Below are 15,858 nucleotides of genomic sequence, written 5' to 3' on the forward strand. Positions count from 1 at the left end.
AACCTTTGGGTTGTTTTTATTTTGTAAGATAGTGTTATACTTATTTGTAATTAAGGTTAAGAAAGGGCAAGGAAACAACAAGTATGGCGCATGATGAAGAAACATATGAAAAACAAGATAATAATACTTCAGGAGTTGGTCCTGAAGATGTAGAAAGTAAAACAATTGACGCTTATAAAGAAGGGCATCGGAAAACAAGAAGTCGAGAACGGATTTCTCGAAAAGAATTTAATTTACGATTTAAAAGTTATTTTAAATCACGACTATTTCGTGATTATGGATATATTACTTTTGCGGCATTTTTAGCAATGGTTAGTTATGATTATTTTATTGTCGCAACAACCAGTTATGGAATTATGCCAAGTGGAATTGGAGCGATTGCTAGGGGAGTCGCGGTTGCGATTTGGCCAAACCAAGATCAACTGGCTTTTCAAACAAGTATGTATTGGGTTTTTTTCTTTATTTTTAATTTACCATTATTTATTTTTGGAGTAATTAAAGTTGGAATTCGTTTTTCAATTCGAACAATTGTTTATATTGCGTTACAAAATGGTTTTCACTTTGCGTTTGCTTATATTCCACTTATTAATCCCCAAGAACTATTTTTTATCACTAATTATAGCAGTTTAAACGTTTTTAGTAATTATGGTGGAATGTATCAAATTTGATTATTTGTTTTTGCTGCTGTGGCCGGTATTTTAAACGGGATTGCTTGTGGTTTAGTTTATAAGGGTGGTGCTTCAACAGCAGGAACTGATTTTGTCTTAGCTTATTATTCTGTGAAAAAGAAAACATCAATTGCTAATTATAATCGTATTGTTAATTATATTATTGTAATTGTTATGTTAGCAATTCATACTGCCCTTTTAACACGTAGTGAAATTACGGGAGTATATTTTGGGACTGATTGAGAAAAACATATTGATGCAATTCAAAAACTTGGTTTTAAAATTGATTCAAATGGTTTATATGGAATTGATTTAGCAACTCATAAGGCAAAATATTTCTTTGGACCAGTCTTATTTGCTTCATATTTATTTGTGGTAGTGCAATCAATTACAATTGATATTATTTTCCCAAAATTTAAATATCGTAGTTTGATGGTTATTACTTCAAAAGGGGATACTGTTGTATCAGGATTGCAATATGTCCATTATCCAAATGATATTATTCGTATTCCTGTTCGTGATTATTATGAAGGCACTGATATTAACAATGAATTAATTATTGTTTCCACGTCCTTGCTAGAATATAAGTGGATTAAAGCCGCGATTGTTGTTTCAGACCCTGATGCTAAAATTTTATCTTATAAATTAGATAAGATTATTACAAATTATAAGGTTGAAAAATATTAATTATTTTTTAGAATTAAATTTAATCAGACAAAGCTTTTTTGTAAAGTTCGATAGTCATGTTTGATCATTTCTGTTATATTGTCAAGCATGACATTTTTATTTAAACTAATATTAAAGTTCAAAAAACTGTCATAGTTATCAATTCAACTATTTGTTGATATTGTTACTAATTGCAGCGATAATGTTTGTTCAGTAACTTTAATATTTGGAATTAAGTTAGTAGCAACCATGTTATCAAGGATAAGTTTTTTGAGAGCTGTGGTAATATTTGGGTTAGTGTGGTCATAGCAGAAAAAATTATCAAATGTTAAGTTATTTTTATGGTATTTGTTTTTTCGATTAATTTCAAAATCATTATTATGAAGTTGCGAAGATGTAATTGTTAAAAATAAATAGCGGTAGTATTGGGTGTTGTATGGTTTTGGTATTAAATTTGGTTGTAAGTTATCAATAACTGTTGTTGTTGCTTGACTAATAGAACCAATATTAAAGTTTATATTTTGATATTGCCCAACCATAATACTATCATTAACTTTAAATTCGTTAATGGGATAATGATTAGTAGGGGCAATTGTTCATTTTGTTGTAATATCGGTAATTGTTAAGTTGGGCATTATTTTCCCAAGAATATCATTATATAAGTTAATTAATAATTTAATGTTAATATTATTTTTAATTTGTTGTATTAAGTACTTTTGATGCTTTTTAATAAAAATAATAAGAATAATAGTTGTTATTGAAGAAAGCAAGGCAACAATTGCTAGGGGTAAAAAAATTGTTTTGTTTAGTTGAAAATGAAAATCATATGTCACAACAAAACTAAAAATAGTAAGAAATAAACTAACCATAATGAAAAGATAACAAAATAAGTTAATTCATTGTCAAGTAACAATTTTATCTTTTTTCGTTATAATTACTTTTTGATAAAGATGATTAATTGTAGTTTCAATTTGTTTAAGATGTTCTTCGTTAATCATTATTAATCCTTTCATTAATAAATTATTTTTTCTTGTCTTTATATATGATATTATAAAACTAATGAGAAAGAAAGGGGAAATTAAAAAATGAAAGATTATAATTTAATTATTGGAAGTCATGTTAGTATGAACAAGCAGCAAGACTATCTGTTGGGAGCATTAGCAGAAAGTTTAAATAATGATGCTAATGCAATGATGATTTATACGGGGCCACCACAAAACACGATTCGAGTTAATACTGATCATTTTTTTATTTCGGAATTTTATCAAAAATTAGCAGCACAGCATTTTTCAATTGATAATGTTATTATTCATGCGCCTTATATTATTAATTTAGCTAATACAACAAATCCTAGTACGTTTGAAATTGCGGTTGAATTTTTAAGAAAAGAAATTATTCGTGCTGATGAAATTGGTATTAAAACAATCGTTTTACATCCAGGAAGTGCTGTCGGTGCACCAGAACAAGTTGGTTTGGATCGAATCATTGAGGGTTTAAATTTAGTTTTAACTCCAAACCAAAAGGCAAAAATTGCACTAGAGACAATGGCTGGAAAGGGTAGTGAATTAGGAACAAACTTTGAACAATTAAAATATATTATTGATAATGTAACATTAAAGGATAAAATAGGGGTTTGTTGAGATACTTGTCATATGCATGATGCTGGTTATCAGTTTAAAGAAAATTTAGAAGATATTATTGCGGAATTTAGCCAATTAATTGGTTTAGATCGTTTGTTATGTTTACATATTAATGATAGTAAAAATCCTTTGAATGCGCATAAGGATCGCCATGAAAACATTGGTTATGGTTATTTAGGATTTGAAACAATTTTAAAAATTATTTATCATCCAAAGTTAAATGGGATGATAAAAATTTTAGAAACACCATATGTTGGTGAAAAAGGAAAAGCTTTTGCACCATATAAAGCGGAAATTGCAATGATAAAGGCCAAAACTTTTACTAATCCGTTTCAAGCAAATGGTAAGGAAAAAATAGATGTAGGAGAATAAAAATGTCAGCTAAAAAAATTATCACCAATTTATATCTTGGTGACCGTCATAGTATTCCAAGTGATGCTAACTTAGTAATTAGTTGTGCAGCTGAAATTTATCGTGAACAAATTCAAAAGCATAAAATTAAAAATGATAATCAAGAATATGTTTGAATTGATGAGCAACATGTTTATTTTAATTTTAAAGATTATCCAACGTTACAGGAATTAGATATTAATGTTGTGATTCAAGCATTAAAAATTATTGACAATAATATTAAAACTAAAAAAATTTATGTTCATTGTATTTGGGGTGTTAATCGTAGTGCTTCAATTGTTTTTATGTATTTAGTTGCAAAGGGGTATATTAACGATGATGATTTTGATAGTGCATTAGAACAGTTTGAACGAATTTATCCGTATATAAATCCTAATCCCGGATGATTTGATTTTTTAATTAACGAATTTCCTTATACGCATTTAATTTCAAATTAATAAAATAAAAATCTAAGTGCTCACTTAGATTTTTATTTTATTAACGTTTGTCTTTACAACACGCACATTTCTTGTTAACACAATCTGTGCAAGAAATACAAATTAGACAAGAACGACATCCTACTTTTGGTTTACTGCAGGTACGACATGCCATACAGTCATGGTTTTTTGTGGGACAACATACATCCATTACTCTTCACCTCTATTTTCTTTATTACTTGTTAATTGTATCATAAATTATAAGTTAGTTTTATTAGCGACCTTTTTTTCTTGTCAGTCACGATGATATTCATCAATAAGTAATTTTAATTCAGGAACAAGTTCTTCTTGTTTACATGATTTATAAATTTTGCCTTTTTTAAAAATAATGCCACCATTTTTTCCACCGGCAATACCAAGATCAGCTTGTTTTGCCTCACCAGGACCGTTAACAACACAACCAAGGATGGCAATTTTTAATGGGAATTTCATATCCTTAGTGTATTCTTCAATTTCTTTCACAACGGGGAAAAGATCATATTCAAGACGTCCACAAGTTGGACAAGCAATAACATCAACAACATTATCATAAAGCCCAAGTGCATTTAACATTCGTTTTGCAACCTCTACTTCAGCAATTGGATCTGTTGATAAACTAATTCGAATTGTGTCGCCAATCCCATTAAAGAGCAGGGGAGATAGGCCACTACATGATTTAATTGTTCCTGTATGATAACTACCAGCTTCAGTGATTCCCAGATGAAGAGGGTAATTTCATTCTTGACTAGCTAAAGTGTAAGCTTCAATTGCCATTAGTGCCTCGGTTGCTTTTAGTGATAAGATAATATCATAAAATCCTAAGTTCTCTAAAATTTCAATATGACGACGAGCACTTTCAATCATTGCCTTTGGGGTTCATCCATATTTGTTAACTAGATCTAAGGGCAGACTTCCTGAGTTAACACCAATTCGAATTGGAATTTTTTTTTCTTGACATTTTGCAACAACTTTTTTGGTATTTTCAATACTACCAATATTGCCGGGATTAATTCGAATTTTACTAATACCAGCATCAGCGGCAATTAAAGCAAATTCATGGTTAAAGTGAATATCAGCAACTAAAGGGCACGGTGCCTGTTCGACAATTGTTTTTAAGGCTGCTGCGTCATCTTTTCCTAATACTGCTACTCGGACAATTTCACATCCTTCTTGATATAATTGGTTAATTTGAGCCAAAGTGGCTTTAATATCATGTGTTTTTGTATTGGTCATTGACTGAATAACAACTTTATTTTGGCCACCAATTTGGATGTTACCAACCATTACTTTTCTTGTGTTATTTCGTTTATTCATTGTTTAAACATTCCTTATCTTTGCAATAGATATATCTATGTAAAAGTAGAGCGGTAGGGGAGTTCAACGTATCGGTAGGGGAGTTGAAAAAACCCAATAGAATCAAGGGTTTTTCGGATTTACATAGATTATAATTATTGGATTATCTTTCAGATAATTTCACACTAATCATACGACTAAAATAAGATAAATTCAATATTAAAGTTAATTTTTGTTGTATGTGCTGTATTATTTTTGATCTTATTATTAATATATTATTCATAATTAGTCATAATAAAACTGTTATTAGTTATTTTTAATATTGCTAAAGTACCCAATAGAATCAAGGGTTTTATTTTTGTTCCATTTTCATTCCAAATATATTCCAATTTTGTTCCAAATATGAAAAAAATATAAAAAGTTAATTAAATATTGTTGAATTTTATTTTTTGAACTATATAATTATAAATGTCTAGGGAAGTATAAGAATTGTACATTTATTAATTATAATAAATAGCACAAGTTTAGCCCTATCAATATGACCATACTTTGTATTATATTTATCTTATACTTCATGGATACCCTAAAAAAACAATCTCACCCGGATTGTTTTTTTCATTTCTGTTTTAATTTTAAAATTTTTGGGCTTATAATTTTTATTTTTTAAATTGCTTTTTCGAAAAAAAAGAGTTATGATGTAAACATAAAATAAATAATATACCTGTATATGCTAGTAATATGGTCTAGCGTTTCTACGTCTTACCATGGGAAAAAGACTCTATAGGTTAATGCTTTTGCTTTTTAAACATTAACCCTTCAAATTTTAATTGGAAGTATCGGGTTAATGTTTTTTATTTTTATAAATATTAAATTTAAAAAGGAGCAGAGAAATGAAAAAGCTTTTACAGATTTTTACCACAATTAGTGTTGTTGGAACTTCAGTTGGTAGTGTTGTTGCTTGTGCGAAAAAATATACTTTTGATAGTAGTATTTGAGTTATTACTGATGGTGGAACAACAAGTGATCTTGCTTTTAATCAATCAGCGTGAGAAGGTGCTAGTAAATATGTTGTTTCAACAGTAAATCCATCGGTACCGTTACCACAATGAAAAAAATCAAAATGGCGATCAAGTTATTTTGAACCAGTCAGTCAAACACCAGGAGATTTTAAAAGTGCTTATATAACTTCATCAATTGCTGGGGCAAAGACATTAGTATTACCTGGTTTTAATCATGGTAATACAATTGGTTGAGCAGCAGGGTTAGTTGATAATATTATTTATATTGATGGAAGTGGGCAAGGTATCCATCTTAATATGAATCCAAGTGCACCATTAGCAAAAAATATTATTGGAATTACTTATCAAGCAGAAGCCTCTGGATTTTATGCTAGTTTAGCAGCAAGTATTTATTTAAATGCACATCAAAAAGAGTATGATAACGAATTAAAAATTGGTAGTTATGGTGGAATGGATAATCCAATTGCAGTTTCAAATTATATGTGAGGGTTTTTGGTGGGAGCTGATCTTTTTAATGTTATTATTAATTCTTTGCCCGGACAAAAAATGAATTATTTAAAAAATGAAATTTTAAAACAAGTTCAAACTATTAATAGTAAGATAACTACGTTGCAACCAATTATTAAAGTGCAAAATGTTTTGAATAAAAATGAATCATGATTTTCACAATCATTTCAAGCTGGTGATGGAAAAATTATTAGTGATGAATTGTTATCACGTGGTGCTAAAATTATTTTTCCTGTTGCTGGAGCACAAGTTCAAGATACGGTTAATCAAATTAGAACTAATAATGTTAATACAAAAATTGTTGGTGTTGATACTGAACAATCAAAAATTTATGGTGAAGACATAGTTGTAACAAGTGCTTTAAAACAAATTTCAACTTCAACTTTTGATGCACTAAAAAATATTTATTCTTCACAATGTGGTTATGATGTAAAAAATAATAATTGAAATGAAAATAATAAGACAACAACTTGTTGGATCAACACTGATCAAACTTCAGTTGATCATCCATCATGAACAGGAATTGAAACAACAAAGTGAATTAAAGCAGATTTAGTTAATTTTTTACACAATACAACAGATGAACACACAAAAGATACGCCGTTTGATAAGATGGTAAAAGTATTACAATATGCTTATAAAGATGGCATTGATAATCATCCTCCGATTGCTATGAATGCTTTTTCTAGTACACTTCAAAATACTTATGAAAATCAAACAACATTAAAACAATATTTGTTAACAGCAGTTGAAAATGCCTTGTAAGTTTATCAAAAAAATAAGTTATTAATTAATAAAAAAGTGGAATACTATTCCACTTTTTTACTGTGGTTTAATGATATTTTCGGTGCTATATATAATAAAAGTGAAACTATGAAGATATGAAACTATGGAAAAAATAAAACCAGAGAAAGGTTAACGGAAAAGTATTAATATAATTTTTGTAAAATCAACAGTTAATTTTGCTTTACTTTAAATTTATAGAGAGGGTGCATAATTTTGAAAAACATACGAATTTTATTATCATGTAGTTTCGGTTTTTCAACTTCAATTTTGGTTAAAAAAATGGAGAACTACTTTAAAACAAAATCATATCCATTTACTGTTGAAGCTTTAAATGAAACAAGTGCAATATCAGTAATTGAAAATTATGATGTTATTTTAATTGGACCACAAGTTAGTTATTTGTTAAAAAAATTTAAAGCAGCAGCAAACGAGCAAATTCCTGTTTATATTATGGAAACAAGATCATATGGTTTACAAAAAGTGGATTTAATTATTGAAAAAATGTTGGCAGATATGAAGGAAGATGGATTTTTAAATGAAGCCTAATCAAGAATATAGTTTATTAGAAAGTTCATTGCCTCATGGTGGAATTAAAGTAAAACTAAATGGTAATACAGCCGCTCAGTTTCCAACTTTAGAAAAAGCAGTTGGATATTTGAAAGTAGTCTTGGGGTCTAATGTAGAAGTTAATTTTGTTGATAAGAATGGTATGACAAAAGTAATTTTAACTTAGAGTTAATAATTAGGATGTATTTTTTATGTTAAAAAATCTTAAATATTTAGAAAAATATAATTCTGATCCAACATTTGCCGATTATTTAATGCCAAGATATCGTAAATTTGAAATTGAGTATAATGATATTATTAAACCAAAGTATCAATCAATTGTTGATGAAGCAAAACGATATTATTGAATTAGTAAAAAAATTAAAATTAAAAATTGAAAAATTTCTAAAGTTCATGATCGCTTAGTGAATTTAATATTTAGTGAAACAGATGTTGATTCTAGTAAAGTTAATCAAAATAACGAATGAAAAATTAGATATTTTTACAATAATAAAACTAACCAATTGTTTAAACTTAAGTTAATCACATTAAACGATATTCAATACAGCACCCTAGGGCAAAATGCCATTATGCAAGTTGCTTTTAAATTAAAGATAAGTTTTTGAAATAAAAAAAATGTTATCTTAAAGTATTTAAATGGTTTTGTTGCTAAAGAATTATTTTCATATTTAGGATACGCTTCAAGTAAGCAACTTTTTCAAATAAAAGCTAATTTTATTAAAAATTATCAATTGGTTTTTAAAAAAATAGAAAATGTTTTTAATAATGAGGAAGAAGTATGTGAATAAAGATTTGTATTGGTTTACTTGTAATGTTCCCATGAATATTTTTGCTATTTTTATTAGCAAAAAAATATCTTTATAAAAAAGTAGTAACTAATTTATGAAAAATGTTTTTTATAGCATTAGGAACATCTTATTTAGTTTTATTAATTCTTGGAATTGCTATTTTTATATGAGGGAATTATATTCGTTAAATAATAAAAAAGAAAGGAAATGATTGTATATGAAATGAAGTAATAAAAACAAAAATTTATCAAAAGAAAAAGATACTCGTTCTTGAAAGCAAAAATCATTGGATGGAATTATTAAAGCTGGTTCTGCTTTTGGAAATAATCGTTTTTTAGTTGCAATTCGGGATTCTTTTATGCTGCCATTTTCCTTAACAACAGGAGCAGCAATTCCATTAATTTTGGCAAACTTATTTTTTTCAAGTACATCTGTGATTACTGCCATTCCGGGAGTAAAAGATTCAGAAGGAATGATGTGAGTAAACTTAATTATTGGCCAGCCATTATCTGATGTCTTTTGAGCAGTTATGAGTGGTTTTTCAATTTATTTGTGTGCTGGAATGGGATATTTTTTAGCAAAGTCATATGGGAAAGATGGGATTATTGCTGCGGCATTAGCCATTGCTTGTTATTTTGCTTTAAAACCGTTAGAAAATATTGCCATTGTTGGTACTACTGATCAAACAATTAGTACTAACTATTTGGGAAACAATGGAATTTTAATTGCATTACTTTCTAGTATGTTAGCAACTTATGTTTATGTTAAATTAATGAATGTTAAATGATTAATTCCCAAACTTCCTGATTCAGTGCCGCCAATGGTTGCTAAAGCTTTTGCTGCTATTTTTGTTTGTGGAATTGTTATTTTAATGTTTTCAATGATTAATCAAATTTGGTTTATTATTGCCACAAAAGCAGGTGTTACTGGTGCAACTGATATTATTCAAGCTGACGGAACAATTATTCATCAAACTCGTTCATTATCAACACTTTTTGTAGCCTTAGAATTTATTTTGTCTGGACCATTACAAAATTTATCACAAGGAATTGGAACAACAATTCTAATTTCGTTGTTAGTAGCATTTTTTTGGTTTTTTGGGATTCATGGGACTAATGTCTTAACGCCAATTACATCAATTATTTGGGATGCTAATGTTTTAAAAAATACGGCATATTGGTCAAAATTTACCCAAGGAGTTGCAGATGGGACAATTCCTAATGATGCAAGTTATTGAAAATACCCAATTGAAATCCAAGGGCAATTACAGTATGGCTTAATGGCCATTCCAATGGCTGGTTTGGGTTATGTTGGGGGAACAGGAGCAACATTAGGATTCTTAATTGGAATTTTCATTTTTTCAAAAGTTAAAGTTCATCGTGAAATTGCTAAATTAGCAATTGTCCCGGGAATTTTTGGTATTAATGAGCCTGTTAATTTTGGGGTTCCAATTGTTTTAAATCCAATTTATTTTATCCCATATGTTTTTGGTTTTTGTTTGGTTTACACTCTTGGCCATGTTTGAATTCTGATTCATTGGATTAGACCAGCTGTAATATGAACTCCAACCATGCCATATGGTCTAAATATCTTTTTTGCCACCGCCTATGATTGATGGAGTCTTCTTGTTGCCGTCATTCAGTTGGCTTTATCGTTTTTTGTTTGGTTACCATTTGTTTGAATTGGGCCAAAATTTGAAGAAAAAATGGCTAAAGCAATGGAAGAAAAAGCACAAAAGAAAGATAATTTATCAACAACATTAGAAAGTTCAAAACAATTAACAGAAGAAAAAGATAACTAGGGGAGATTTTAAATTTAAAATGGATAAGTCAATGTTAGTTTTGCTTCTTATTTTTGCTGGAATTGTATTATTTGGAACTATTTCTGCTATATATTATTTTTTCAAAAATAAAAAGGCATCGCCCAAGGAAGACACTAATAATCAAGAACCTAATCGAATTATTGAAAATACTAATCGACAATATCTTTATTTTTTTGCAGTAGTAAAAGTTAATAAAGAATTACTTATGCAAAAAACAATGATTAATAGTACTAAATTTTTTAAAAAATATTTTGTTAAAATTATTAACCAATATATTGAATCAATTGATTATTTCGCAAATCTGCATTTAAAAGAATACAATAAATTAATTGTAAATTATTGTCATTTGTTACAAGATAATTCGCCAATGATTTGAGCAAATAAATGTGCTGAACAGTTTATTTTATTACAATATAAAGTTGATACTTTATTAAATGTTAACAATAATTATGCCGATTATTTTAATCAGCAATTAAAAGAGATTACAACTGATTATGAAAGTAGGTTACTAAATGAAGAACAACATTATTAAACTTAATAATTGTATGATTTTAGCAAAAACTTTTGATCAAAATAGTTTATTAAGATTTATTAGTGACTTTTGTTTAGAAAATAAGATTGCAAATCGTGAAATTGCTTCAATTTTACAAGCAAGAGAGGATCAATCTTCAACAGGATTTGAACATGGGATTGCAATTCCACATTGTCGTTCACCTTATATTGAACAGACAAGTGTTCTTTTAATAAAATTAAAGCAAGCAATTGATTGAAATGTTCTTGATCGGCAAAAAACAAATCTCTTTTTTGTCCTTTTAGTAGCTGAAAAAGAACAAGGTGATTATATTGATATTTTAGGGATGATTTCATCGCTCTTATTGGATCAAAACTTTATTTTAACATTAAACAAATCAACTTCGCCAGTTGATTTGTTTCAAATATTTCAACAAAGATTACAAGATAGCAAACAGCAACAGTCAACTATGATGGAAAATGATAAGCCATTTTATGTTGCTATTATTGCTTGTACGTATGGTTTAGCGCATACTTATTTAGCAGAACAACGGTTGATAACAATAGCAAAAAAAATGAATATTAACCTCAAAATTGAAACATATGGTGTTAAAGGTAATTTAAATAAAATTACAGAAGAAGATTTAGCACAGGCAAAAGGTGTTTTGATTGCCGTTGATAAGGAGCTAGATTTATCATATGTTAAACACAATAATATTGTTTATCAACGAACAATTGATGTTGTTAAAAAACCAGAAAAAGGATTAAATGAACTAATTAATAATCAAGGTCAAAATAATTGAATTAAATTTAAAATTAATAGTTATCGGTATAGCAGTTATGCAAGTAGCAAAGCATTTAATTATTTACATATTTTTAGTATTTTATTTGGAATTTTAATTTATTTAAAAATAACGATCCCATCTTTACAAAATAATATTTTTATTAATACTAATTTATTAATATTTCAGTGCGCTAGTATTATTGCGCCATGTCTTTTTGGAATGTTATTATCATATTTAATTTTAAATCGAAATGAATTAGTTGCTGGTTTAATTGGCGCAATTATTATTGGCTATAGTATTTATTATGTTATTTTTCAACAGCAAGGGGGAATTGGAATATTTGGAGCAGTTGTGATTACAATTGCTTTCAGTTATTTATATAAATTTTTATTATATTTTGATCATTTTCTTTTTAAAAAACATGATCTTTTATTTAACGGTTTCAAATTCTTTTTAAAACTATTATTAGGTTTTAGTTTATTAATTATTATGTATTTTGGAATGGATTATTTTATTATTAGTGATAAATGAATTTTTGATAATTTTTACTATTATAATAATCGTTATTGATGGTTTCGTTGAATAATTGCTTTTCTGTTTTTAGTGGGAATGGTTTGAGATTTGGGTGGACCAATTAACAAATGAACATTAATGTTTTCGGGAATAATTTTTTACAATTCAATTGCCCGCTTAAATGGTCTTGCCCAAAATTTAACGCAGATTTACTTTATTATCACACCTTTAACGGCAACAACTTTAGCAATTTCGTTACCACCAGCTTGTGCATGGATGCGAGGTATTTATGGTTTTAAGTTATTAGATGATAATGAAAAAAAAGCGTGAAAAGAAGCTTATGTGGGAATGCTGCGTTGTATTTCAGAAAAGTTTTATTTTTATAAAATACATTATAAAGTTAGAAGCCAAGTTGCAAATTGATTAACATGTCTTTTTTTAGCATTTTTAATTGCATTTTTTAATCTTCAATTTTTTGGTGGCTTTGGAAATATTTTAGGTGCTGTTTTTGGTTTTTCAATGTCAGATTATTTTGGTTTTGGAAATATTACTTTTTTAATAGTTATTTTAGCAACATTAATTGTTGGTGGTTTTATTCATTTAATATGTTATTGGCCACAAGCAAATTTACAACAAGGAGAAGGACGGAATTAAAAAAATGAAAAAATGAAAAATCTTTTTTGTACCACAAACACATTGAGATAAAGAATGGTATTTTACCAAAAATGTTTCTGATGTTTTTTTAATTGATAACATTAATAAAATTATTGAAATAGCAGAACGCGATGAAAATGAATTTAAAAGTTATGTATATGATGGACAATATTCTATTATTGATGATTATTTAGAATATTACCCAGAACGTGCAAAAATTATTGATAAATTAATTAAAAAACAAAAGTTGATTGTTGGGCCATGATATACACAAACTGATACTTTTAATGCAATTGGAGAATCAATTGTGCGTAATTTACTACTTGGAATTACTTTAAGCCAAAAGCGAGGACATTATTTACAAACAGCTTATATTCCTGATTCCTTTGGTTTTAATGCTAATTTACCTCAAATTTTTGCAAAGTTTAATTTAAAAGCAATGGTTTATTGACGGGGAATTGAACAATCACAAATTAAAGATAGTTTATTTAATAATTGAATTGGGCTTGATCAGACAGTACTGCCATCATTTAATTTATTTAAGTGAGGATATGGCGTGGGAGTTAGTGCTTCACTTTCAACATTTATGGTGAATTGAACATTAGCTGAAATGCCACAGCAAGCAAAAATTTATCTTGAAAATGTACAAGATAAATTAACAGCATGAAAGCAGCGTTTATCAAATACAAATAATTTATTATTATTTCCGTTTGGTTCTGACCAATTACCAATTTATGATTATTTGCAACAATGGATGGACGAGTTGAATAAAATTGATCAAGAACATGAATGAATTTTAGCAACATATGACGAATATTTTGATGCTGTTTTAGCACAAAAAAATTTATTGCTTCCAACAATAACAGGGGAGCTTCGATACGGGCAATTCTCTCGAGCACATAAAACAATTACTTCATCACGATATGATATTAAACAATTATCAAAGCAATTGGAAACATTAATTTATCGCGAAGTAGAACCATTGGCAGTTATTTATCAACATCTAGGTGGTGAATATCCCTTTAATATTATTCAAAATAGTTTAAAAAAATTATTATCTTCACAAGCGCATGACTCGTTAGGGGGATGTAATACTGATCTTACTAATAATACTATTTTAACTAGATTACAAATGGGGATTGATACAATGGAAAGTTTGATTACATTAATGAAAAAACGAATTCAAACTGAAGTAGGGTTAAAACCAAATGATGTGTTAATTTTTAATTTAGCTCCTTATGCTCGTAAACAAACTAAACGTATGAAGATTTTTACAAAAAAGCCAAGTTTTATTATTAAAGTTAGAGACAAAAAACTTGATTTTGTTGTTTTAAATCAAGAAAAAATTAATAAACAAACTTTTACAAAAATAAGTTGTCTTAATCAAGCAGAAATGACGGAACCGGTTGTTGGTGAAGAGATTACTTATTGAACTGAAATTTTAATAACAATTCCAAAAATAAATGGTCTTTCATATCAAATTATAACAATTTCTGAACAAGAATATTGTTATCAACTTCGTAGTACGCAGGAAAATAGTATTGAAAACAATTACTATAAGATCACAATTAATTTAAAAACAGGTATTTTAGATATCTTTGATAAAAAACACCAGAAAAATTATTATCAAGCAATAGCGTTGGTTGCTACTTTTAATGCGGGTGATACTTATGATTATTCCCCGTCATTAAAAAATGAAGGTCAAACAAATATTTTTAAAAAGGCGATTGTTAATACTTTTTTATTAGGGAAAGATTGCGCAAAATTAGTTATTAATTATGAATATGATGTTCCAATTGCTTTGGATAGTGATGAATATGTTGTTCAGAATCTAACATTTGAAGTTTTGTTAAATCAAACGTTAATTGATTTAAATTTAACAATGTTTAATCAAGCAGCAGATATTAAATGAGAAATAATCTTTAATACTAATTGTGAAAATGTTGTTAGTTATGCAGATACAGCATTTGGGACAATTAAAAGAAAGCCATCTGATTATCAGAATGTTTTAAAACGTTGAGAACAAGAAAAATGACATGATTATCCAATTGATATTGAAGCAATGGAGAATGTTTGTTATGTTAAAAACCAGAATAATTTTTTTAGTGTTTATACAATGGGAAATAACGAATATCAATTAAAAGGGGATAAGCATCAGTATTTAAGTGTTACTTTGTTTTATGGTTCATCTTATATTGGAAGAAGATATTTAAAATATCGTCCTGGTCGTGCAAGTGGTGTTGATGACTATCCTTGTTCAACACCATTAGCTAATTTACAAAAAGAATTATCATTTAGGTTACGATTAAATATGACTGATGATATTAATGTTGTTCGGAATGCTAAAGAATGAACAGAACATTTATCATATTATCAAAAACAAACAATTAACCAATTTCATTGGAAAGGTGATACCTTTGTGATGACAAAAAATAAATTAAGTCATTTCCCAAAAGAATATGTTGCTCCAATTGCTAATTTAGTGTTAGAACCAGGGTTAGTTGTTAGTGCTGTTAAAAAAGCAGAAAAAAATGATGCATTTGTAATTCGGTTATATAATTCAACTGAAAAAGAAATTATTTTTCCATTACCAAATAATTTTTATGAAGTTAATTTATTAGAAGAATTATTAACAGATTATCATTCTGATATAATTAAACCAAACGAAGTTAAAACATATTTGATTAAGGAATAAAGTTTTTAGTAAACTTTATTCTTTTTACTTTATTATAAAAATAATTTTTATAATTTTATTTTTATTGCAAATTATTTGA

General features: G+C 27.9%; 13 protein-coding genes and 1 riboswitch. Of the genes, 11 read left to right on the top strand and 2 right to left on the bottom strand.

Translation table 4 applies throughout. The annotated features are described in order from the left end of the window. Positions 1 to 83 precede the first annotated feature (83 nt). Complete coding sequence (locus E7Y35_RS01240) at positions 84 to 1,355, top strand: YitT family protein (protein ID WP_283272536.1); 1,272 nt, start codon at positions 84 to 86, stop codon at positions 1,353 to 1,355. Here E7Y35_RS01240 and E7Y35_RS01245 read toward each other — a convergent pair. Next, complete coding sequence (locus tag E7Y35_RS01245) at positions 1,352 to 2,347, bottom strand: hypothetical protein (RefSeq protein ID WP_283272537.1); 996 nt, start codon at positions 2,345 to 2,347, stop codon at positions 1,352 to 1,354. The two genes, E7Y35_RS01240 and E7Y35_RS01245, sit on opposite strands and share 4 nt — an antisense overlap. Before the next feature lie 72 nt (positions 2,348 to 2,419). Here E7Y35_RS01245 and E7Y35_RS01250 point away from each other — a divergent pair, with 72 nt between their 5' ends. Together E7Y35_RS01250 and E7Y35_RS01255 are read left to right on the top strand one after the other, a co-directional pair. After that, positions 2,420 to 3,346, top strand: a complete 927-nt coding sequence (locus E7Y35_RS01250) for a deoxyribonuclease IV (RefSeq protein ID WP_283272538.1) — start codon at positions 2,420 to 2,422, stop codon at positions 3,344 to 3,346. Positions 3,347 to 3,348: 2 nt separating this feature from the next. Then, positions 3,349 to 3,822, top strand: a complete 474-nt coding sequence (locus tag E7Y35_RS01255) for a protein-tyrosine phosphatase family protein (protein WP_283272539.1) — start codon at positions 3,349 to 3,351, stop codon at positions 3,820 to 3,822. 237 nt (positions 3,823 to 4,059) lie between these two features. Here the strand turns inward: E7Y35_RS01255 and ispG are convergent, their stop codons facing one another. After that, the gene (gene ispG, locus E7Y35_RS01260) at positions 4,060 to 5,154 is read right to left on the bottom strand and encodes a flavodoxin-dependent (E)-4-hydroxy-3-methylbut-2-enyl-diphosphate synthase (protein ID WP_283272540.1); all 1,095 of its coding nucleotides are present in this window, start codon (positions 5,152 to 5,154) and stop codon (positions 4,060 to 4,062) included. 680 nt (positions 5,155 to 5,834) lie between these two features. Next, a riboswitch (purine riboswitch) is annotated at positions 5,835 to 5,934 on the top strand. 89 nt (positions 5,935 to 6,023) lie between these two features. On the opposite strand from ispG, the gene E7Y35_RS01265 reads away from it, so the two are divergent. From E7Y35_RS01265 to E7Y35_RS01300, 8 genes are all read left to right on the top strand, one after another. Beyond that, positions 6,024 to 7,424 (top strand): BMP family ABC transporter substrate-binding protein, encoded by a 1,401-nt coding sequence (locus E7Y35_RS01265; protein ID WP_283272542.1) that lies wholly within the window; start codon positions 6,024 to 6,026, stop codon positions 7,422 to 7,424. A gap of 234 nt (positions 7,425 to 7,658) precedes the next feature. Then, entirely contained in the window at positions 7,659 to 7,991 is a 333-nt protein-coding gene (locus tag E7Y35_RS01270; protein ID WP_283272543.1) for a PTS sugar transporter subunit IIB, read from the top strand. Next, positions 7,981 to 8,178 (top strand): hypothetical protein, encoded by a 198-nt coding sequence (locus E7Y35_RS01275; RefSeq protein WP_283272544.1) that lies wholly within the window; start codon positions 7,981 to 7,983, stop codon positions 8,176 to 8,178. The genes E7Y35_RS01270 and E7Y35_RS01275 overlap by 11 nt, the downstream gene beginning before the upstream one ends. A 25-nt stretch (positions 8,179 to 8,203) precedes the next feature. Further along, positions 8,204 to 8,800 (top strand): hypothetical protein, encoded by a 597-nt coding sequence (locus E7Y35_RS01280; RefSeq protein ID WP_283272545.1) that lies wholly within the window; start codon positions 8,204 to 8,206, stop codon positions 8,798 to 8,800. Between the two features lie 217 nt (positions 8,801 to 9,017). Then, positions 9,018 to 10,601, top strand: a complete 1,584-nt coding sequence (locus tag E7Y35_RS01285) for a PTS sugar transporter subunit IIC (protein ID WP_283272546.1) — start codon at positions 9,018 to 9,020, stop codon at positions 10,599 to 10,601. A 19-nt stretch (positions 10,602 to 10,620) separates the two neighbouring features. Then, positions 10,621 to 11,154: a hypothetical protein gene (locus E7Y35_RS01290; RefSeq protein WP_283272547.1), complete on the top strand. Its 534-nt coding sequence runs from the start codon at positions 10,621 to 10,623 to the stop codon at positions 11,152 to 11,154. Further along, positions 11,135 to 13,084: a PTS sugar transporter subunit IIA gene (locus tag E7Y35_RS01295; RefSeq protein WP_283272548.1), complete on the top strand. Its 1,950-nt coding sequence runs from the start codon at positions 11,135 to 11,137 to the stop codon at positions 13,082 to 13,084. The genes E7Y35_RS01290 and E7Y35_RS01295 overlap by 20 nt, the downstream gene beginning before the upstream one ends. Positions 13,085 to 13,088: 4 nt before the next feature. Further along, a complete protein-coding gene (locus E7Y35_RS01300; RefSeq protein WP_283272549.1) occupies positions 13,089 to 15,779 on the top strand; it encodes a glycoside hydrolase family 38 N-terminal domain-containing protein in 2,691 nt (896 codons plus the stop codon). The last annotated feature ends 79 nt before the right edge of the window (positions 15,780 to 15,858 follow it).

Origin of the sequence: Spiroplasma sp. SV19 (genome assembly GCF_030060925.1) — a bacterium.
GTDB lineage: Bacteria > Bacillota_I > Bacilli_A > Mycoplasmatales > Mycoplasmataceae > Spiroplasma.